Below are 19,530 nucleotides of genomic sequence, written 5' to 3'. Positions count from 1 at the left end.
CATGCCACTTTACTGAAGAAGTCATTGAAAAAATTGCCATTGCAAAATGTCGGCTTTCACCTGCTGGCAGCGGGAATAATCAAGGCTCTCAAGCGCTTGCGCGGTTTCACTCCGCAGTTTAGCCAGCAGCGCTTTTCGCCCCATCTCCTCCGTCTTACCCTCTATTTTCCCGCGCAGCGCCGGGAGCGGCATGTCTGTGGCTAACACCAGCCGCGTCAGGGCAGCAACCGAGGTTGAAAATGCCCGGTGCGCAAAAGCAAACCCCGCCAGCTCCAGCCAGTCGTCACTATTAAGGGTAGCTTCCCAGGCATCGGTCACCGGGATCTTTTCGCCGTTCCAGGCCGAAAGAACGCGCATATCGCGACACAGGCGCTGGTGCTCCTGCGCGCACAGGCGGTGCCCGGCCTCGCTCAGCGCGAGTAAGGCCATCGCCGTGTAGCACCCGCTGCTGGCTTCCCGATGGCTGCCCATGCGCACCAGCACAAACCCGCACTGCCGCCAGAAACGCCACAGCTCGTCGGTATAGCCAAAGCTTACCGAGAGATAATCTTCACCGCTGACGCTGCGAATAAGCCGCTGGCCGATGCCTTCCCGTTGACGGTGGGGATGCACCGCAATGCGGCTAATCCGCCGCCCCTTCAGCGTCGCCGCGAGAGGCGACCCGCCGTGCGCCGCCAGTGACTGCGCCACAAGGTTCCCGCGAGGACGACGAAAGCCCGCCCACACCGCGCGGCTCAGATCGGAGGGCAATCCCCCCTCTTCCACCAGCCAGAGCGCGCCCGCCATATCCGCACCCGCGTGTGCAACCGCAAAGTGCTGGCCGGGGGCATCCATCATCCGGCGTAAATCGAGCGGGGACGTCCGGTAGTGCGCGGCACACAGCAGTTCATACACGCTTGCCACGCGCGCCGGGTCGCTCTCCCACATCTGCGGCTCTAGCGACCGTAAACGCACGTCACCTTCCGGTTTGCGTTCGATAAGCGCGTCGTCAAACAGCAGCGTATTCGCCACTATCCGCTCAAGCGGACACCCGGCCGCCCAGCGAATGGGGGTGGTTAAGGTATAGCGCCGCAGCCCGCTGAACCGGGCGCAGAACTTAAGCAGAAACCCCCTGCCCGTGCCTTCATAACCCTGGACCGTGGTGGTCAGCAACACGCGGGGAAAGCGCGACACCAGCTTGTCCAGCAGCGGGCCGGGGATGGCTGCGGCTTCATCAACAATCAGCCAGTCGGCTTCTGTCGTGGAGGCCAGCAGCGCATCCGGGGCCATAAAGTGAAAACGCTCGCCAGCGAAGCGCGCAATGACATCCGTTGCCCCTTTGGCCGGTGCAGTGACCACCGCACTCCCCTGAATGCTGTTGAGCAGCATCCCCGCCAGGGCTGACTTTCCGCGCCCCCGCGGCGCCGTCACGGCAGCGACGCCCGCAGGCATGGTCAGAAGCGCGTCGAGGATCTCCGCCTGCTCGCGCTGCGGCTCGCCGCTGGCTGGCTGCCAGGCGGGCGAATCCGGCGCAGCGGGAAGAGAGAGAGGACGATGCTGTTGCCAGACGATCGCATCCGCATCGGCGGCAAGGGTCCGGCAAAAATGGTGAACGAAGCGCGGGGTGGCGATGGGTTCCGCGCTGTCGCTCCAGCGCACGGAATCGCCGTCGGGCTTGTCGGCCCAGTCAGCGAGAGGCGGCACCAGCAGCACCAGCAGGCTTCCGGCGCGCAGCGTCCCGCTGAGTGCGGCAAAGGCTGAAACATCAAACCCGGCATGCGCGTCAAAAACGGCGTGCAGGTATTCGCGTCCCAGCAGCCCGCTAACGGCTTTTGAGGGATTCTCCTCCAGCCACAGCCAGTCTCCCGGCAAGGCATCACGCAGGCCAGCCGCCTGGCTCAACGTCCATTGTTCATCGCCAGTGAGCACCACCAGACGGCGGTGCCCGGTACGCTCAAGCTCGCGCGTCAGATGTTCAAACGACACCATCACATGGCTTTGCCGAAGGTATTACACTGGGCCGGATCGCCGCTGTCAAAGCCGCGCTTGAACCAGCTGTAGCGCTGCTGTGACGTACCGTGAGTGAAACTGTCCGGCACGACATGGCCCTGGCTCTGCTGCTGCAAACGGTCATCGCCGATGGCCTCAGCCGCGTTTAATGCCTCTTCAAGATCCCCGGATTCCAGCACGCCCTGCTGCTGCATGCTGTGGCCCCAGACGCCCGCGAAGCAGTCCGCCTGCAGTTCCATTTTGACGGAAAGGCGGTTCACTTCGGCCTGAGACGCGTTCTGCTGAAGCTGGCGCACTTTGGGCTCAATCCCCAGCAGCTTTTGCACGTGATGGCCGACTTCATGCGCGATAACGTAGCCCTGAGCAAAATCACCGTCAGCGCCAAGCTTGCGTTTCATGTCATCGTAAAAAGAGAGATCGATATAGACGGTGCCGTCTGCCGGGCAATAGAACGGCCCCATAACAGATTGCCCGGTACCGCATCCGGTGCGGGTTGCGCCCCGGTACATCACCAGCTTCGGCTGCTGGTAGGTGCGCCCCATCTTCTCGAACTGCTGACTCCAGGTGTCTTCAGTTGTGGCGAGAATAACGGAGGTAAATTTGGCCGCTTCATCTTCGTTCGGGCTGATGGAGTGCTGAGACTGTTGCTGCTGCAGCGGTTGACCGGTCATCAGACCGGTGAGGTCGACCCCGTAGTAACCTGCGACCAGCACCACAATCAGCAGGATGATACCGCCCTTGCCGCTGGGTAAGCGGAAGCCGGGCCCGCCCATTGAAGGACCGCCGCCACCATCACTGCGTCTGTCTTCTACATTGTCACTTTCACGACGCCCTTGCCAGCGCATAACCACCTCGAACTATTCCATTAATAATAGCTATGATCGTAGGCGGTTAACGGCAAGATTACCATAGGAAACAAAGGTAAGACGCCAAAGGATGCGAACATCCTTTGGCAACTGAGGAACTTAGTCGAGCTTAACGCCTAAACGGTGAGCTACCGCCTCGTACGCTTCAATCAGGCCACCCAGGCTCTGACGGAAACGGTCTTTGTCCATTTTATCCAGGGTTTCTTTATCCCACAGGCGGCTGCCGTCCGGGGAGAACTCGTCGCCAAGCACCACTTCACCTTTGAACAGACCAAACTCCAGCTTGAAGTCGACGAGGATCAGGCCCGCGTCATCAAACAGCTTTTTCAGCACGTCGTTGGCTTTGTAGGTCAGTTCCTGCATGCGCGCCAGGTTCTCTTTGCTCACCCAGCCGAAGGTTTCGCAGTAGGATTCGTTGACCATCGGGTCGTGCATGGCATCGTTTTTCAGGAACAGGTCGAACAGCGGTGGATTCAGCTCGATACCTTCTTCAATGCCCAGACGCTTCACCAGGGAGCCTGCCGCACGGTTACGAATCACGCACTCAACCGGAACCATATCCAGTTTTTTCACCAGACATTCCGTATCGGACAGCAACGCTTCCATCTGGGTCGGGATACCCGCTTCGGCCAGTTTGGTCATAATGAAGTGGTTGAACTTGTTGTTCACCATGCCTTTACGATCGAACTGCTCAATGCGGGCGCCATCCCCTGCTGACGTATCATTGCGGAACTCGAGCACCAACAGATCCGGGTTCTCCGTGCTGTATACGGTCTTCGCTTTGCCACGATACAACTCAGCTTGCTTCTGCATCTTCATTACTCCTGGTGTGATAATTTGCGTTCAAAACGGGGTATATTATGCCACGCACACGTTTGCGTAGCACGAAAATAAAAAGGGCGGGATTAACCCGCCCTCGTATTTATTTGCTGAATGCTGCCTGGAAGACAGCGACCAGCGCATCGTTCTGCGCCTGGGTCAGCGTGTGACCTTTTGGATCGATAAACTGCAGGCTGCTGCGGTTATCGAGATCACCTACCTGAATCTTGTAATCACCGGAGGCAAGCTGAGGATCTTTGGCGCCCAGCTCCTGCCACGCGCTGTCGGACAGCGGCTTATAGGTCGCCGTCATGCTGCCGGTTGAACGGGTGCTGTCGGTCACTTTCATGCCCACTTTTTCCAGCGTCGCTGGCAGGCGCTGCCAGGTCTGGTTAAACGGTGCACGCACCACCAGCATTGGCAGGCCGGTGTCATCCGCGCCGCTCTGAACGTCGTAAGTGACGCCGTTACGGTTCTGCGCGGCGTTGGCGGCATCGGTAGCAGTCTTATCCAGACCTGCGGCGATCACGTTCAGCATTTCAGTGCTGTAACGCTGCATAGAGGCGGCATCCGCAACCGGTTTACCCGCCTGCTCCAGGTTCAACAGCTTAACGTTAACTGCCTGCTGGTAACCCTGTGGTTTCACGGAGACCTGATAGCGTCCACGGTACTGCTGATCTTCATCAAGACGGTTCCACTCGATCCAGTCGGTGGTTAACGTCTGGCTGGCGTCATCGCGCTTATCAATGGTGTAATTCTTCGCCTGAATAACGCTGACGACCTGTGGCCACAGATTGCTTCCACGCGCGCTTTCAACCAGCAGAGACGCCGTATCACCGGTGAACTGGGTACGCGCCCCGCTTACCAGCGCCAGAGGCTGTGCTGGCGGACGAATATCAAGCGCTTTACCAACCAGGCCGCTGCCGTTGGTCACGGGAATATTATAATCGCCGTTTTGAATCGGCAGGATCATACCAGCCGGTGCATGAAGTTCAGCAAGCGGGGTCGCATCCAGATAGGATTCATCACCGCTCACCTGGCGCTTGTAGCGCGAGTCTGAACTACAGGCAGCGAGCAGCATAACAAGCGAAACACTCGCAACCTTCGCCAGGCGCGACTTCTGTACTGAATAAGCCATCAAATCTCCCTAAACTTTACAGCAAACCGGCATGCTTCAGCGCAGCCCTGACGATGTCGCGACCGTGGTCGGTAATCGGTGTCATTGGCAAACGCAGCGTATCGGATGCTACAAGCCCCAACTCCTTACACGCCCATTTCACTGGGATCGGATTGGGTTCGACAAATAATTTATTGTGCAACGGCATCAGACGCTGATTAATGACACGCGCTTCATTATAGTGACCGGCTGCGGCCAGTTTGCACATTTCAGCCATATCGCGCGCCGCAACGTTCGCCGTTACGGAGATCACGCCATGACCACCAAGCTGCATAAAGTCCAGCGAGGTCGCATCATCACCACTCAACAGGATAAAGTCGTCTGAAACCAGCTCTTTGATCTGATGAACGCGGCTTAAGTTCCCTGTCGCCTCTTTAATACCGATAATATTTTTTACTTCCGAGAGACGACCAACGGTTTCCGGCAGCATATCGCAGCCGGTACGGGACGGCACATTATACAGAATTTGTGGCAAGTCAGTATGTTCAGCGATGGCTTTGAAGTGCTGGAACAAACCTTCCTGAGTAGGACGGTTGTAGTAAGGGGTGACCGTCAGACAGCCTACGATGCCGCTGTCGTTAAAACGTTTGGTCAGGCTGATCGCTTCTGCGGTCGCATTAGCACCTGTCCCCGCAATGACCGGAATACGTCCGTCAGCCAGTTCCAGGGTCAGCATAACCACATCGCCGTGCTCTTCGTGGCTCAGCGTTGCAGATTCACCGGTAGTCCCTACCGAAACGATCGCCGAGGTTCCATTGGCGACATGGTAATCAATCAGCTTTTTCATGCTGGACCGGCAGACATTACCTTTTTCATCCATCGGTGTAACAAGCGCGACAATACTTCCCGTGAACATGAGCCATCCTCTGTGCGAACAAGAGCCTCAATGGTACGTTTGGAACTGTAATAAAAGCAAGCGACCTGAGGCCCTCTGGCGGTTGTATGCACGTTTTTTTTATGCTTTCCTTAGGAAGACTTAACCATGCAAAGGAAGAACAGGTTTGACAACCTCATCACAACATTACCTGGTTATCACCGCGCTGGGTGCCGACAGGCCGGGTATCGTGAACACCATCACCCGTCACGTGAGCAGCTGCGGCTGTAACATCGAAGACAGCCGCCTGGCGATGCTCGGCGAAGAGTTCACGTTTATCATGCTGCTGTCCGGAACATGGAATGCCATTACCCTTATTGAATCCACCCTGCCGCTGAAAGGCGCGGAGCTGGATTTGCTGATCGTCATGAAGCGCACCACCGCGCGCCCGCGTCCGGCCATGCCCGCGACCGTCTGGGTGCAGGTTGAAGTCCCTGATTCTCCGCATCTGATTGAGCGCTTTACCGCGCTGTTCGACAGCCATCAGATGAACATTGCCGAACTCGTCTCCCGCACGCAGCCGGGCGACGAAAGCACCGTTCCCACGCTCTTTATTCAAATTACCGCACACAGCCCTGCCTCGCAGGATGCGTCAAATATCGAGCAAGCGTTCAAAGCCCTCTGTACAGAATTAAACGCGCAGGGCAGTATAAGCGTCGTCAATTATTCGCAGCACGAACAGGATGGAGTTGAGTAATGAATCCACTGAAAGCCGGTGACATCGCACCGAAATTTAGCTTACCGGATCAAGACGGTGAGCAAGTAAATTTGACCGACTTCCAGGGACAGCGTGTTCTGGTCTATTTCTACCCGAAAGCCATGACCCCCGGCTGCACCGTACAGGCCTGCGGCTTACGCGACAACATGGACGAGTTGAAGAAAGTCGGCGTGGAAGTGCTGGGAATCAGCACGGATAAACCAGAAAAGCTGTCACGATTTGCGGAAAAAGAGCTGCTGAACTTCACGCTGCTTTCCGACGAAGACCACCAGGTCTGCGAGCAGTTCGGCGTCTGGGGTGAAAAGACCTTTATGGGTAAAACCTACGACGGCATTCACCGCATCAGCTTCCTGATTGACGCTGACGGTAAAGTTGAACATGTGTTTGACGACTTCAAAACCAGCAACCACCACGACGTGGTGTTGAACTGGCTGAAACAAAGCGCCTGATAAACAGCAAAACGGCAACCCAGGTTGCCGTTTTTAGTGTTTTCCCCCTCTCCCTGTGGGAGAGGGTCGGGGTGAGGGCATCAGGCCGCACAAAAACTACTTCTCTTCCACCGCAGGCACATCCGGCCACGCGTGCACCACCGCTTTAATCAGCGTCGCCAGCGGAATGGCAAAGAACACGCCCCAGAACCCCCACAGCCCGCCGAAAATCACCACCGACAGGATAATCACCAGCGGATGCAGGTTCACGGCCTCGGAGAACAGCACCGGCACCAGCAGGTTACCGTCCAGCCCCTGAATAATCAGGTATACCGCAAAGCAGCTCCAGAACTCCGTACCCAGACCAAACTGGAACAGCGCAACGCCCACCACCGGAATGGTCACCACAAACGCGCCGATATACGGGATCAGAACCGAAAATCCGACCAGCACCGCCAGCAGCAGCGAGTAGTTCAGGCCGAAGATCAGGAAGCCAATCCAGGTGGCGACTCCCACGACTATCATCTCCAGCACCTTGCCGCGAATGTAGTTGGTGATCTGCTGGTTCATCTCCTGCCAGACCTGCCCGGCCAGCCCGCGATTGCGCGGCAGCACGCGGCGTACCGCGTTCAGCATCTGCTCTTTGTCCTTGACCAGGAAGAACACCATTAGCGGCACGAGCACAAGATAGACGGCCAGCGTCAGCAGACCCACCAGCGAGGCCAGAGAGTATTTCACCACCGAATCGCCCATCGTCATGATGCGGGCGCGCATGTTTTCGGCCATCGCATCTATGATCCCAGCATCCATCAGCGCGGGGTAACGACGCGGCAGCGTGGCGGCGAAATCAGACAGCTTGTTCAACATGCCGGGCATATCGCGGATCAGGTAGATCCCCTGCTGCCAGGCAACCGGCATCACCACAAATGCCATCAGCAGCAGAATGCCGACAAACAGCACCAGCACGATACTCGTTGCCCAGCGGCGCGAACAGCCGATATGTTCCAGGCGCGCCGTTGGCCACTCCAGCAGGTATGCGAGCACAATCGCCACCAGCAGAGGGGCGAGCAGGCCGCTGAAGAAGAACAGAATACCGAACCCGGCAACCAGAATAACCAGCAAAGCAATGGCTTCCGGGTCACTGAACCGACGCCGATACCACTGCATTAACATTTCGAGCATACAACCCTTCCCTGAATCGATTGGCGGGAGTGAGACGGTGAATTGTATCTAACTGTCACAAAAAAGACTTTCGCTTTTTGTATCCCTGTCACAATCCGCAAAAGCCTGATGAATGGGATTTTCTTCATGCGGCAACACGGCTACACTCGCAGGGCAGCAGAGATGAACGATATGCCGGTTCATCGGTCAAATTAGCACCTCCAACATACAGGACAGTGGTTATGTTCAGGCAGTTGAGAAAAACACTGGTTGCAACACTGATTTCCGCAGTGACGGTCGGTCAGGTGTTGCCCGCTTTCGCTGACTCGTCCGATTCATTGCCGGACATGGGCACCACGGCAGGAAGCACGCTCTCTATCGGGCAAGAGATGCAGATGGGTGATTACTATGTGCGCCAGCTGCGCGGCAGCGCCCCGCTGATCAACGACCCTTTGCTGGTGCAGTACATTAACGGGCTGGGGATGCGCCTGGTGGCGCACGCCGACTCGGTAAAAACGCCCTTCCACTTCTATTTGATTAATAACGACGAAATCAACGCCTTCGCCTTCTTCGGCGGAAACGTGGTGCTGCATTCGGCGTTATTCCGTTACTCAGACAACGAAAGCCAGCTGGCTTCGGTAATGGCGCACGAAATTTCGCACGTTACCCAGCGCCACCTCGCGCGTGCAATGGAAGACCAGAAGCGTAACGCCCCGCTCACCTGGGTGGGCGCACTGGGCTCTATTCTGCTGGCGATGGCCAGCCCGCAGGCCGGGATGGCGGCCCTGACCGGTACGCTTGCGGGAACGCGTCAGGGGATGATCAGCTTCACCCAGCAAAACGAGCAGGAAGCTGACCGCATCGGCATTCAGGTTTTACAGCGCTCCGGCTTTGACCCGCAGGCCATGCCGAGCTTCCTGGAAAAACTGCTCGACCAGGCACGGTATTCTTCCCGTCCGCCGGAAATTTTGCTCACCCACCCGCTGCCGGAAAGCCGTCTCTCGGATGCACGCAACCGTGCCAACCAGATGCGCCCGGTGGTCGTGCAGTCTTCGCTGGACTTCTACATGGCGAAAGTAAGAACGCTCGGCATGTACAACTCCGGACGTAACCAGCTCACCAGCGATCTGCTGGATACCCTGGCGAAAGGCAACGTGCGGGAAAAAAATGCCGCGCAGTATAGTCAGGCGCTACAGGCGATGGAAGCCAGTAAATACGACGAGGCGCGTAAAGCGCTGCAGCCGCTGCTGGCAGCCGACCCGAACAATCCGTGGTATCTCGATCTCTCGACGGATATCGATCTGGGGCAGAAGAAAGCCACTGATGCGATTAACCGCCTGAAAGGGGCGAAAGACATACGGACCAACCCGGTGCTGCAGCTTAACCTGGCGAACGCTTACTTGCAGGGCGGTCAGCCTGCGCAGGCCGTAACCATTCTGAACCGCTACACGTTTAACAATAAAGACGACCAGAACGGCTGGGAGCTGCTCGCTCAGGCGCAGGGGCAACTGGGTAACCGCGATCAGGAACTGGCGGCGCGTGCTGAAGGGCTGGCGCTGGCGGGCCGTCTCGATCAGGCTATTTCCCTGCTCAGCAGCGCCAGCTCGCAGGTGAAGCTCGGCAGCCTGCAGCAGGCCCGCTACGACGCGCGTATCGACCAGCTGCGCGGCCTGCAACAACGCTTTAAGCCGTACGAGAAGATGTAATAAAGGAGAAGTCATGACAGACGCGGTACAAATTTACCATAACCCTCGCTGCTCCAAGAGCCGCGACACCCTCAGCCTGCTGAAATCTAACGGCATCGACCCGGAAGTGGTGCTGTATCTGGAGACGCCGCCGGACGCGCAGACGATCCGCGAGCTGCTGCACATGCTGGGGATGGGCAGCGCGCGCGAACTGATGCGTCAGAAAGAGGATCTGTATAAATCGCTTAATCTGGATGACAACCGCCTCACCGAGGCTGAGCTGGTACAGGCGATGGTCGACAATCCAAAGCTGATTGAGCGCCCGATTGTGGTGGCGAACGGCAAGGCGCGCATTGGCCGTCCGCCGGAAGATGTGCTCGAAATTCTCTAGTCCCTACGCCGCAGCGCTTCCAGAAACGCCTGCGGCGTACTCTCTCCCAGCTTTTTCTGCGTTTTGCCCCGGTTATAAAACTCGCACAGCGCGATCAACACCTCTCCCGCCGGTTCATCATTCACGCGAGGAATAACATCGCCTAATGGCACCGCTACCTGAAGCGCGTTGTGTTTTTGGGGATGCGTTTTTACAGCCACATCTTTTGCAGCCTCCGTCAGCTCAAAACCAAAAGTCTCAATAGATTGTATATCAGCCGGACAGTCATCAAGCAGCGCCCGCGTCCAGGTATTGAGCAACTGGGGCGACAGTCCCGCATAGAGCCGGGCATAACACCAGCCGCTCACCGGTTCGCGCGCCCAGAGCAGGTGTTGTTCACCCCCATCGTCCATGTGCAGGGATAAAGGCAGATGATAGAGCATCAGCGTATGCGGCCGCATGCCAGCCTTCAGCGCTTTTATTCCCTGCAACGGCCCCCCTTTTAGCTTCGCGGAGGCCGGTTTGAGATAGCGATTCAGCGTTGCCCTTGAAACGCGGATCCCCAGCACGTCGTTAACCATCTGCAGCAGTTCATCTAACGGCGCCCCTGAGATGTCGCGCAGCGCATTCACCAGCGCCACCTGCTCCTGTCTCAACGCTTTGTGTATCACTTTTGGCGTGGTGTGGTTATCCGAAACCTGGTCGCGGTTGCGCCAGCGCCTGACGGTGGTGACCGAGATCCCCAGCTCAAGAGCAAGCTCTCTGTCGCTTTTATCTGACTGTTGCAGATAGCGGCGGATACGCGGCGTGGTGGTCGCATTGGCGTGAAGTTTAATTTCCATCGCAACAATTCCGTTAACTAATCATATGAGATTTATATAACACAGGCGATTGCTTTGTGACCGATTTCACCTTTCGCTCGCCGCGCTTCACTGATAATCCACAGACATAACATAAACAACACCCCTCAATCTTGTACGGAGTTCACAATGAACAATGTTCTGGGATTTCTTGAAGCAAAACTGATGCCCCTGGCGGCGAAAACGGCCCAGCAGCGTCATCTCGGGGCCATTCGCGGTGCCTACGTGTCATTCATGCCGTTTATTATCGTCGGCTCCATTCTGCTGGTTATCTCCTCCTTCCCTAACCAGGCCTATCAGCAGTTTATGTCTCAGGCCTTTGGTGAGAGCTGGAGCGCGATTATTGAAATTCCATTCAACGCGGTGTTCTCTACCATGTCGCTGTTCATCAGCTTCCTGGTCGCCTTCCGCCTGGCGGAACACTACGGCGAGGACCGCATCTCCTGCGGCATTCTGGCGCTGGTCGCGTTTCTGATCCTGACGCCGTTTATTAAGGTGGCGGAAAATGGCGGGATTACCGTGATGCCGGTGGAGTGGATTGGCAGCAAAGGATTGTTCGTGGCGATGATCGGCTCGCTGCTCTGGACGGAGCTGTTCTGCTGGCTGAAGCGCAAAAATCTGGTCATTAAAATGCCGGACGGCGTGCCTCCTGCGGTGCAGGAGTCGTTCGCGGCGCTGATCCCCGCCCTGCTGGTGATGATTCTGGTACTGGGTATCCGCATCGTCTTCGAAAACACTCACTACAACACCATCCACCAGTTTATTTATGAAGTGGTTGCTACCCCGGTGCGCCACTACGGCACCTCCTATTTCGGTGCGCTGATGACCGTCTTCAGCATCACCATTCTCTGGTCAGTGGGCATTAACTCCGGCTCGATGATTAACGGCATCATTCGTCCGCTGTGGATGGAAAACCAGACCGACAACATCGCCGCGATCCAGGCGGGGACGACGCCGCCGCACATTATCACGGAACAGTTTTTTGACATGATCTGGATGGGCGGCGCGGGTGCCACGCTGTCGCTGGTAATTGCGATGCTGATTTTCGCCCGCAGCAAAAACATGCGCGAAGTGGCGCGCCTCGGCGCCGGGGCGTCGGTGTTTAACATCAACGAGCCGATTCTGTTTGGCCTGCCGGTGATCATGAACCCGATCATGCTTATTCCGTTCAACCTGGTGCCGCTGGTGCTGGTCACCGTGCAGTATGCGGCGATGAAGATTGGCGCGGTCGCCGTCACCACCGGGGTGTTTATCCCCTGGACGCTGCCGCCGGTGATCAGCGGTTTTATCGTCACCGGACACCTGAGCGGCAGCGTGATGCAGCTGATCAACCTGCTGATTGGCGCCATGCTGTACCTGCCTTTCATGCGTATCGTGGACAAACAGTACCGCGCGGCGGAAATTGCCACCGTTACGCAAACCGACACCACCCTTGCAAAACAGGAGTAAAGCATGTGGGGAATTATCGCAACCTGGCGAATGGCGCTTGAAGGGGTAACGGAATCTGCGTCTGCCCTGGCGGCGGGAAAACCGGTCGCTACGGCGGTGGTTGATGCCGTCGCCGCCGTCGAAGACTTTCCGTTTTATAAATCCGTCGGCTACGGCGGACTGCCGACCGAAAACGGCGAAGTCGAGCTGGACGCGGCATTCATGGACGGCGACACGCTGGCGTTCGGTGCCGTGGGGAACCTGGTGGATATCGCCAACCCGGTGCGCGTGGCACACGCGCTCAGCCGCCAGCGCTACAACAGCCTGCTGGTCGGCCAGGGCGCGCGTGAATGGGCGCTAAGTCAGGGCTTTGCCGACAAAAGCATGCTTACCGAACGGGCTATACAGCACTACCGCAAACGCTGCCGCGAGACGCTGGATAAGGGCTTAAGCCCGTACGACGGACACGACACCGTCGGCATTATCGGCCTCGATAAGCAGGGGTCGATGAGCGTTGCCACCTCCACCAGCGGCCTGTTTATGAAAAAACGCGGCCGCATTGGGGATTCGCCGATTATCGGCTCCGGCTTTTACTGCGACAGCGAAACCGGCGCGGCCACCGCTACGGGCGTCGGTGAAGATCTGATGAAAGGCTGCACGAGCTACGAAATCGTTCGTCGCATGGCGCAGGGTATGACGCCGCAGCAGGCGGCAGACTCCGTGGTGTTCGAGCTGGAAGACAAGCTGATGTCGCGCTTCGGTCGCGTGGGCGATCTCTCCGTGGTGTGCATGAACAACAGGGGCGAATTTGGCGCCGCCACTAACATCAAAACCTTCTCGTTTGTGGTGGCGACGGCCCGTCAGCCCATCACCGTTTTTCGTACCGAGCGCCAGCGGGAGAAAACGCACTATCACGCCGTGGACGAAGAGTGGATGCAGGCCTACGCCGCGCGGATCCGCGCACCGATTGAGGAGTCATGATGATCGCGTATCAGTTTATCACCGCGCTTTCTGACGCGAAGCCGCGAAGCCATTTAATCGCCCGCGTCTCCTGTGCGCAGTTGCCGCAAACCGCGCTTGTTGCGGAAATGCGTGACTCTGACGGCATCGCAGACACCCGCTTTGGCTGCGCGCCCTTTGCGCGCATCACCCTGCTGCCGGATGCGCTCTGGCATGACGCGCTCACTGAAGGCCTGCTTGCCGCCCTGCGACCGCTGTTTGCCTCTCCCGTCAGCGCAGATATCGTGCTGGACGCAACAAATATCGACGAGGTAGTGCTGGCGCAGGTGCTGCGTTTTCTCTTTAATCAGGCGCACAGGCTGAGCGATTTACAGCTGAAAAAAACCAGTGAGTGCGTTCGTATTAAGCACATCACCGCCCTCTGCCTGCCGGAACAGCAGGCGAAGCTGGAAACAATTTTCCGCCAGCAGCAGGCCATCGCTCACGGCATGGTCGCAGCGCGTCGCCTGGCGGATATACCCTCCGATCGCTGTACGCCGCAGTTTATGGTCGAAGAGGCGCAAAAACTGTGTGCCGCCTACCCTGCCCTGCGCTGCGAGGTGCTGAACGAAAAGGCTATTGTTGAGCAAGGTCTTGGGCTGCTGAACGCCGTCGGCAAAGGGGCGACCTGTCCGCCACGTCTGCTGGCTATTCATTATGACGGCGTTTCTGACGGCCCGGTGCGCTGCTACGTAGGTAAAGGCATCACCTTCGATACCGGCGGCCTGTGGCTGAAGGAAGGCGCAGGCATGTACACCATGAAATACGACATGTGCGGTGCGGCCAACGTGCTGGGGCTGGTGCTGACCGTAGCAGAGCTGGCGCTGCCCGTACGCATCATGGGCGTGCTGGCGCTGGCGGAAAACGCCATCGGACCGGACGCCATGCAGCCCGGCTCGGTAGCAACGGCCTGCAACGGCATGACGGTTGAAATCAACAACACCGACGCCGAAGGCCGACTGGTGCTGGCGGATGCCATCGCCTGGGCCAGCCAGCGCCATCCGCAGGCGCGCTATATCATTGATATGGCGACCTTAACCGGTGCGGTGGTGAAAGCGCTGGGGTATGAGCTGAGCGGGCTGATGACGCAGGACGAGCCGCTGCGCGCCGCGCTGACGCAGGCGGGTAAGCGGAGCGGTGACGAAGTGTGGTCCCTGCCGCTGGACGCGCGGCTGAAAAAGCAGACCGACAGCGCGATTGCCGATCTGTGCAACACCCCGACAAACAACGCGGCAATCAGCGCGTCGGCGGCGTGGCTGCTGCACCATTTTTGCCCGCAGACGATCCCGTGGGCGCATCTGGACATCAGCGGCACGGCGCTGTGGCGCGAGAATGGCAGGAGCGTGGCGTCGGGAAGGCCGATTCCGCTGCTGGTGGAGCACTTGCTGGGGGATCTTTAGCCGGGTGACGGCTGCGCCTTACCCGGCCTACAAGGGGAGCGGTTTTCGTAGGCCCGGTAAGGCGTAGCCGCCACCGGGCAAAAAACTCAAAGCTTAAGAATATCTTTCACAAACGGAATGGTCAGCTTGCGCTGGGCGGTAATGGAGGCGCGATCGAGCTGATCGAGCGTATCAAACAGGGTGCGCATCTCGCGGTCCAGACGCTTGAGCAGGAAACGGCCCACGTCTTCCGGCAGCTCAAAGCCGCGCTGCTTTGCTCGCAGCTGTAACGCCTGCAGCTTATCTTCATCTGATAGCGGCTGGAGCTTGTAGATTTGTCCCCAGTCCAGACGAGACGCCAGATCCGGCAGCCCAAGATTAAGCTGGCGCGGCGGACGATCGCCGGTGATCAGCAGCCGGGTTTTGCCCGACTCCAGAATGCGGTTGTAGAGGTTAAAGATCGCCATTTCCCACGGCTCGTCCCCCGCCACGCATTCGATATTATCGATGCAGACCAGCGAGAGATGTTCCATGCCCTCAAGCACTTCAGGCACAAACCAGGTACGTTTATCCAGCGGCACATAGCCGACCGCATCGCCGCGCGCCGAAAGCTCGGCACAGGCGGCATGCAGCAGGTGGCTGCGCCCCGCGCCTTCGCGTGACCAGATATAGATGTATCCGCTGTGATCCTGACGCAGCACGTTTTGCAGTGCAGCCAGTAAAGAGGGGTTATCACCCGGCCAGAAACTCGCAAAAGTTTCGTCGTCAGGGAGATAGAGTGGCAGAGAGAGCTGTGCCGGTCCGTTCAGAAATACCTCAACCAGAGATCTTACATAAAATCGGCGATGAGTTTAACACGGAACCCGCCAGGAGAGAACCGGGCGATCCTTCGCCCAGTTAATGGATCAGTGTGGGGCTTTTTCGCTTTCGTCAGCGTCCAGGACCACCTCTTCCGGGCGGATCACCGAGATCAGCTTGAAAATCAGGCTCAGGCCCACGCCCACGATGGTCGCCAGCGCCATGCCCTTCAGCTCGGCCGCACCGATGTGCACCTTCGCGCCGCTCACGCCGATGATCAGGATAACGGAGGTCAGGATCAGGTTTTGCGCCTTGCTGTAATCCACTTTGGATTCAATCAGAACGCGAATACCGGAGGCACCGATCACGCCGTACAACAGCAGAGAAACGCCGCCCATCACCGGCACAGGAATGATCTGAATCGCTGCCGCCAGCTTGCCCACGCAGGAGAGCAGAATGGCGATGATCGCCGCGCCGCCGATAACCCAGGTACTGTAGACGCGGGTAATCGCCATCACGCCGATGTTTTCACCGTAGGTGGTGTTTGGCGTGGAGCCGAAGAAACCGGAGATGATGGTGGAGAAACCGTTGGCAAACATGGAGCGGTGCAGACCGGGGTCGCGGATCAGGTCGCGCTTCACGATGTTCGCCGTCACCACCAGGTGGCCAACGTGCTCCGCAATTACCACCAGCGCGGCAGGCAGAATGGTGAAAATGGCGAACCATTCAAAGCGTGGGGTGTAGAAGGTTGGCAGCGCGAACCAGTGCGCCTCGGCAATCGGGGTGGTATCCACAACGCCCATGACGAAGGAGAGCGCGTAGCCCGCCAGCACGCCGATCAGGATCGGGATAATCGCCATAAAACCGCGGAACAGCACGGAGCCAAATACCGTCACGCCCAGCGTCACCAGTGAGATGATAATGGTTTTGGAGTCCGGCGACTGCCCATCAGCAGGCAGCAGACCAGCCATATTCGCCGCCACGCCTGCCAGCTCCAGGCCGATGACGGCAACGATGGCGCCCATCGCCGCAGGCGGGAACATCACGTCCAGCCAGCCGGTACCGGCTTTCTTCACAATGAAGGAGACCAGGCAGAACAGCACGCCACACATGATAAAGCCGCCCAGCGCGACCTCATAACCCAGCGGCAACAGCAGCAGCACCGGCGAGATAAAAGCAAAGCTCGACCCCAGATACGCCGGGATTTTGCCTTTACAGATAAAGAGGTACAGCAGCGTACCGATGCCGTTGAACAACAGCACGGTAGCCGGGTTAATGTGAAACAGGATTGGCACCAGCACGGTTGCGCCAAACATAGCGAACAGGTGCTGCAAACTAAGCGGGATAGTCTGTAAAAGCGGCGGTCTTTCACTCACCCCGATAGCACGGCGCGTCATAGTGTTTTCCTCTGTGTAGTATTGTTGGTTTTTATTCAAAAAAAAGCCGACTATCAAAGTCGGCTTATTTATCGTTATTCGATTATTTCGTACCAAAGATCTTATCGCCGGCATCGCCGAGCCCCGGGATGATGTACCCGTGCTCGTTCAGCCCCTGGTCGATAGAGGCGGTGTACAGCTCAACGTCCGGGTGCGCTTTTTCCAGCGCCGCGATCCCTTCCGGAGCAGCAACCAGAACCAGCACCTTAATGCTGCTGCAGCCCGCTTTTTTCAGCAGATCGATGGTGGCGATCATTGAACCGCCGGTCGCCAGCATTGGGTCAACCACCAGCGCCATGCGCTCGTCGATGTTAGAGACCAGCTTCTGGAAGTAAGGTACCGGCTCCAGCGTCTCTTCGTTACGGTAGATACCGACCACGCTGATGCGCGCGCTCGGTACGTGCTCCAGCACGCCTTCCATCATGCCAAGACCGGCACGCAGGATAGGCACTACGGTAATTTTCTTACCTTTGATCTGCTCAACCTGCACCGGGCCGTTCCAGCCTTCGATGGTCACTTTTTCCGTTTCCAGATCGGAGGTTGCTTCGTAGGTCAGCAGGCTGCCCACTTCAGAAGCCAGTTCGCGAAAACGCTTCGTGCTGATGTCATGCTCACGCATCAGGCCCAACTTGTGTTTAACGAGTGGGTGTTTCACTTCCACAATCTTCATTCTCTTTCTCCTCTGAGGTGGCATCCGCAAAAAAATCGCGGGATTATACCGCTTTTTTCGGATTGCGCCATACCCAACTTGCTTGACGTATATCAATCAAAAACAAAAAAACCGGAGGCTGGGCTCCGGCTTGGGTGCGGGGTCTTGCCCGGTGGCGCTGCGCTTACGCTGGCCTACGTGTATTGTAGGTCGGGTAAGCGTTAGCGCCACCCGACAATTAGAGGTTGTCGCCGTTGCTCGCAATCACCTGCTTATACCAGTCGAACGATTTCTTCTTGCTGCGGTTCAGGGTGCCGTTACCTTCGTTATCTTTATCGACAAAGATAAAGCCGTAGCGTTTTTTCATTTCGCCCGTTCCGGCAGACACCAGGTCGATACAGCCCCACGGGGTATAGCCCATCAGATCCACGCCGTCCTCCACCACCGCTTTTTTCATCTCGCGGATGTGTGCGGAAAGGTAATCGATGCGGTACTGGTCGTTCACCGTGCCGTCGCTCTCCTGCACGTCGATCGCGCCAAAGCCGTTCTCAACGATAAACAGAGGCAGCTGATAGTGATCCCAGAACCAGTTCAGGGAGTAGCGCAGCCCGACCGGATCAATCTGCCAGCCCCAGTCGGATTTCTGCACGTACGGGTTGGAGACCAGGCTCTTGCTCTCGTCGTAGTCCAGCGCCGGGTTATCTGCCGTCGCTTTGGTGGCGAAAGACATGTAGTAGCTGAACCCGATGTAATCCACGCAGCCCTGCGTGAGCGCCGCCTTATCTTCTTCGGTAATATCCAGCACGAAGCCGCGACGTTCGAAGTAGTTGAGCAGATGCTGCGGATATTTGCCGCGCACGTGAACGTCGGTAAACCAGTAGCGACGGTGCATGGCGTTCATCGCCATCATCATGTCGTCCGGCGCACAGGTCAGCGGGTAGATGGGGCACATGGCAATCATGCAGCCGATCTGCAGCGACGGGTTAATCTCGCGGCCCGCCTTCACCGCCAGGGCGCTGGCCACCAGTTCGTAGTGCGCCGCCTGGAACATCACCGGCTCGCGGTCTTCACCAGGCGCGTACTTCAGCCCGGAGTTGGTAAATGGCGCAAAGTCTTCGTGGAAGTTAGCCTGGTTGTTGATCTCGTTAAAGGTCATCCAGTACTTCACCTTGTGCTGGTAACGCTCAAAAACGACCTTTGCAAAACGCACGAAGAAGTCGATCAGCTTACGGTTGCGCCAGCCGCCGTATTCCGTCACCAGGTGGAACGGCATCTCAAAGTGGGAAAGCGTGATAACCGGTTCGATGCCGTACTTCAGGCATTCGTCGAACAGATCGTCATAGAATTTCAGGCCCGCCTCGTTCGGCTCCAGCTCGTCGCCTTTCGGGAAGATACGCGTCCAGGCGATAGAGGTACGGAAGCATTTGAACCCCATCTCGGCAAAGAGTTTGATGTCTTCTTTATAACGGTGGTAGAAATCGATAGCCTCATGGTTAGGGTAGTTTTTCCCCTCCAGCACGCCGTTGGTGATTTCACGCGGCACGCCGTGGGCGCCCGCGGTCATGACGTCGGCAACGCTTACGCCCTTACCGCCCTCTTTCCAGCCGCCCTCAAGCTGGTGCGCCGCAACGGCCCCACCCCACAGAAAATCTGCTTTGAATCCTGACATTCGCTTTCCCTCATTCTGCGTTATTTTCTGCAAAAACAATTACAGAAACCGGTTTCAGTTCGATGATGTGCAAAGGGGATATTCGTTGCAAGCAGATCGCCGAAACCGGTTTCATTTTCGTGAACGGAGTCAAGTTTGGCTGCATTTACGGGCTATACAGAAAAAAAGATCCCCACGTCCAGAATAGGCTCGCAAACGTTTGCCTGGACTGTTAGAATTGCGCCG

The 19,530-nt window shown here is 57.6% G+C and carries 18 protein-coding genes; 7 read left to right on the top strand and 11 right to left on the bottom strand.

Features of this window, described 5'->3' with window-relative positions; translation table 11 throughout:
- Positions 1 to 21: 21 nt before the first annotated feature.
- The 5 genes from IM291_RS06850 to dapA all read right to left on the bottom strand — a co-directional run bounded on the left by IM291_RS06850 (position 22) and on the right by dapA (position 5,707).
- Positions 22 to 1,968, bottom strand: a complete 1,947-nt coding sequence (locus IM291_RS06850) for a tRNA(Met) cytidine acetyltransferase TmcA (RefSeq protein ID WP_048999952.1) — start codon at positions 1,966 to 1,968, stop codon at positions 22 to 24.
- Positions 1,968 to 2,834: a neutral zinc metallopeptidase gene (locus tag IM291_RS06845; protein WP_028014019.1), complete on the bottom strand. Its 867-nt coding sequence runs from the start codon at positions 2,832 to 2,834 to the stop codon at positions 1,968 to 1,970. Before IM291_RS06845 ends, IM291_RS06850 begins: the two co-directional genes overlap by 1 nt.
- 120 nt (positions 2,835 to 2,954) lie before the next feature.
- Positions 2,955 to 3,668 carry a phosphoribosylaminoimidazolesuccinocarboxamide synthase gene (gene purC / locus IM291_RS06840; RefSeq protein ID WP_023332985.1) on the bottom strand — a complete coding sequence of 238 codons (714 nt, stop codon included), beginning with the start codon at positions 3,666 to 3,668 and terminating at the stop codon, positions 2,955 to 2,957.
- A gap of 109 nt (positions 3,669 to 3,777) precedes the next feature.
- Positions 3,778 to 4,812: an outer membrane protein assembly factor BamC gene (gene bamC / locus IM291_RS06835; protein WP_028014020.1), complete on the bottom strand. Its 1,035-nt coding sequence runs from the start codon at positions 4,810 to 4,812 to the stop codon at positions 3,778 to 3,780.
- Between the two features lie 16 nt (positions 4,813 to 4,828).
- Positions 4,829 to 5,707, bottom strand: coding sequence for a 4-hydroxy-tetrahydrodipicolinate synthase (gene dapA, locus IM291_RS06830; RefSeq protein WP_028014021.1), 879 nt, complete (start codon positions 5,705 to 5,707; stop codon positions 4,829 to 4,831).
- Positions 5,708 to 5,852: 145 nt separating this feature from the next.
- Here dapA and IM291_RS06825 point away from each other — a divergent pair, with 145 nt between their 5' ends.
- Together IM291_RS06825 and bcp are read left to right on the top strand one after the other, a co-directional pair.
- Positions 5,853 to 6,422 (top strand): glycine cleavage system transcriptional repressor, encoded by a 570-nt coding sequence (locus IM291_RS06825; RefSeq protein WP_028014022.1) that lies wholly within the window; start codon positions 5,853 to 5,855, stop codon positions 6,420 to 6,422.
- The gene (gene bcp / locus IM291_RS06820; RefSeq protein ID WP_014171119.1) at positions 6,422 to 6,892 is read left to right on the top strand and encodes a thioredoxin-dependent thiol peroxidase; all 471 of its coding nucleotides are present in this window, start codon (positions 6,422 to 6,424) and stop codon (positions 6,890 to 6,892) included. Before IM291_RS06825 ends, bcp begins: the two co-directional genes overlap by 1 nt.
- A gap of 96 nt (positions 6,893 to 6,988) precedes the next feature.
- On the opposite strand, the gene IM291_RS06815 is transcribed toward bcp, so the two are convergent.
- Positions 6,989 to 8,053, bottom strand: coding sequence for an AI-2E family transporter (locus tag IM291_RS06815; protein WP_028014023.1), 1,065 nt, complete (start codon positions 8,051 to 8,053; stop codon positions 6,989 to 6,991).
- Positions 8,054 to 8,274: 221 nt separating this feature from the next.
- Between IM291_RS06815 and bepA the strand changes: the two genes are divergently transcribed.
- Together bepA and arsC are read left to right on the top strand one after the other, a co-directional pair.
- On the top strand, positions 8,275 to 9,738 hold the full coding sequence (bepA, locus tag IM291_RS06810; protein ID WP_192986436.1) for a beta-barrel assembly-enhancing protease: 1,464 nt from the start codon (positions 8,275 to 8,277) through the stop codon (positions 9,736 to 9,738).
- Between the two features lie 13 nt (positions 9,739 to 9,751).
- Positions 9,752 to 10,108 (top strand): arsenate reductase (glutaredoxin), encoded by a 357-nt coding sequence (gene arsC / locus IM291_RS06805; protein ID WP_047368071.1) that lies wholly within the window; start codon positions 9,752 to 9,754, stop codon positions 10,106 to 10,108.
- On the opposite strand, the gene IM291_RS06800 is transcribed toward arsC, so the two are convergent.
- Complete coding sequence (locus IM291_RS06800) at positions 10,105 to 10,929, bottom strand: XRE family transcriptional regulator (protein ID WP_192971221.1); 825 nt, start codon at positions 10,927 to 10,929, stop codon at positions 10,105 to 10,107. The two genes, arsC and IM291_RS06800, sit on opposite strands and share 4 nt — an antisense overlap.
- Before the next feature lie 147 nt (positions 10,930 to 11,076).
- On the opposite strand from IM291_RS06800, the gene celB reads away from it, so the two are divergent.
- Genes celB through IM291_RS06785 form a run of 3 tightly spaced genes read left to right on the top strand, consistent with a single transcriptional unit; the run spans position 11,077 to position 14,774 of the window.
- Positions 11,077 to 12,396 (top strand): PTS cellobiose transporter subunit IIC, encoded by a 1,320-nt coding sequence (gene celB / locus IM291_RS06795; RefSeq protein ID WP_045261167.1) that lies wholly within the window; start codon positions 11,077 to 11,079, stop codon positions 12,394 to 12,396.
- A gap of 3 nt (positions 12,397 to 12,399) precedes the next feature.
- Positions 12,400 to 13,356: a N(4)-(beta-N-acetylglucosaminyl)-L-asparaginase gene (locus IM291_RS06790; protein ID WP_192971220.1), complete on the top strand. Its 957-nt coding sequence runs from the start codon at positions 12,400 to 12,402 to the stop codon at positions 13,354 to 13,356.
- On the top strand, positions 13,356 to 14,774 hold the full coding sequence (locus IM291_RS06785; protein ID WP_192971376.1) for a M17 family metallopeptidase: 1,419 nt from the start codon (positions 13,356 to 13,358) through the stop codon (positions 14,772 to 14,774). Before IM291_RS06790 ends, IM291_RS06785 begins: the two co-directional genes overlap by 1 nt.
- Before the next feature lie 86 nt (positions 14,775 to 14,860).
- On the opposite strand, the gene IM291_RS06780 is transcribed toward IM291_RS06785, so the two are convergent.
- The 4 genes from IM291_RS06780 to IM291_RS06765 form a co-directional block, all read right to left on the bottom strand.
- Entirely contained in the window at positions 14,861 to 15,562 is a 702-nt protein-coding gene (locus tag IM291_RS06780) for a DnaA inactivator Hda (RefSeq protein ID WP_211438414.1), read from the bottom strand.
- A gap of 96 nt (positions 15,563 to 15,658) precedes the next feature.
- Positions 15,659 to 16,948 (bottom strand): uracil permease, encoded by a 1,290-nt coding sequence (gene uraA / locus IM291_RS06775; protein ID WP_017692944.1) that lies wholly within the window; start codon positions 16,946 to 16,948, stop codon positions 15,659 to 15,661.
- Positions 16,949 to 17,030: 82 nt separating this feature from the next.
- Positions 17,031 to 17,657, bottom strand: coding sequence for a uracil phosphoribosyltransferase (gene upp, locus IM291_RS06770; RefSeq protein ID WP_008501641.1), 627 nt, complete (start codon positions 17,655 to 17,657; stop codon positions 17,031 to 17,033).
- Between the two features lie 217 nt (positions 17,658 to 17,874).
- Entirely contained in the window at positions 17,875 to 19,305 is a 1,431-nt protein-coding gene (locus tag IM291_RS06765; protein ID WP_192971219.1) for a 6-phospho-beta-glucosidase, read from the bottom strand.
- Between the last annotated feature and the right edge of the window lie 225 nt (positions 19,306 to 19,530).

Origin of the sequence: Enterobacter cloacae complex sp. P27C, assembly GCF_014895705.1 — a bacterium.
Classification (GTDB): domain Bacteria; phylum Pseudomonadota; class Gammaproteobacteria; order Enterobacterales; family Enterobacteriaceae; genus Enterobacter; species Enterobacter bugandensis.
The sequence above is the reverse complement of the archived record's forward strand: the minus strand, read 5'-3'. Positions and strand labels throughout refer to the sequence as shown.

What these genes read in the sequence shown, in the direction of transcription:
- IM291_RS06845 (WP_028014019.1), bottom strand. Translation starts at nt 2,834, where the DNA reads ATGCGCTGGCAAGGGCGTCGTGAAAGTGACAATGTAGAAGACAGACGC.
- IM291_RS06800 (WP_192971221.1), bottom strand. Translation starts at nt 10,929, where the DNA reads ATGGAAATTAAACTTCACGCCAATGCGACCACCACGCCGCGTATCCGC.
- IM291_RS06765 (WP_192971219.1), bottom strand. Translation starts at nt 19,305, where the DNA reads ATGTCAGGATTCAAAGCAGATTTTCTGTGGGGTGGGGCCGTTGCGGCG.
- uraA (WP_017692944.1), bottom strand. Translation starts at nt 16,948, where the DNA reads ATGACGCGCCGTGCTATCGGGGTGAGTGAAAGACCGCCGCTTTTACAG.
- IM291_RS06785 (WP_192971376.1), top strand. Translation starts at nt 13,356, where the DNA reads ATGATCGCGTATCAGTTTATCACCGCGCTTTCTGACGCGAAGCCGCGA.
- IM291_RS06815 (WP_028014023.1), bottom strand. Translation starts at nt 8,053, where the DNA reads ATGCTCGAAATGTTAATGCAGTGGTATCGGCGTCGGTTCAGTGACCCG.
- IM291_RS06850 (WP_048999952.1), bottom strand. Translation starts at nt 1,968, where the DNA reads ATGGTGTCGTTTGAACATCTGACGCGCGAGCTTGAGCGTACCGGGCAC.
- bamC (WP_028014020.1), bottom strand. Translation starts at nt 4,812, where the DNA reads ATGGCTTATTCAGTACAGAAGTCGCGCCTGGCGAAGGTTGCGAGTGTT.
- dapA (WP_028014021.1), bottom strand. Translation starts at nt 5,707, where the DNA reads ATGTTCACGGGAAGTATTGTCGCGCTTGTTACACCGATGGATGAAAAA.
- celB (WP_045261167.1), top strand. Translation starts at nt 11,077, where the DNA reads ATGAACAATGTTCTGGGATTTCTTGAAGCAAAACTGATGCCCCTGGCG.
- bepA (WP_192986436.1), top strand. Translation starts at nt 8,275, where the DNA reads ATGTTCAGGCAGTTGAGAAAAACACTGGTTGCAACACTGATTTCCGCA.
- upp (WP_008501641.1), bottom strand. Translation starts at nt 17,657, where the DNA reads ATGAAGATTGTGGAAGTGAAACACCCACTCGTTAAACACAAGTTGGGC.
- bcp (WP_014171119.1), top strand. Translation starts at nt 6,422, where the DNA reads ATGAATCCACTGAAAGCCGGTGACATCGCACCGAAATTTAGCTTACCG.
- purC (WP_023332985.1), bottom strand. Translation starts at nt 3,668, where the DNA reads ATGCAGAAGCAAGCTGAGTTGTATCGTGGCAAAGCGAAGACCGTATAC.
- IM291_RS06790 (WP_192971220.1), top strand. Translation starts at nt 12,400, where the DNA reads ATGTGGGGAATTATCGCAACCTGGCGAATGGCGCTTGAAGGGGTAACG.
- arsC (WP_047368071.1), top strand. Translation starts at nt 9,752, where the DNA reads ATGACAGACGCGGTACAAATTTACCATAACCCTCGCTGCTCCAAGAGC.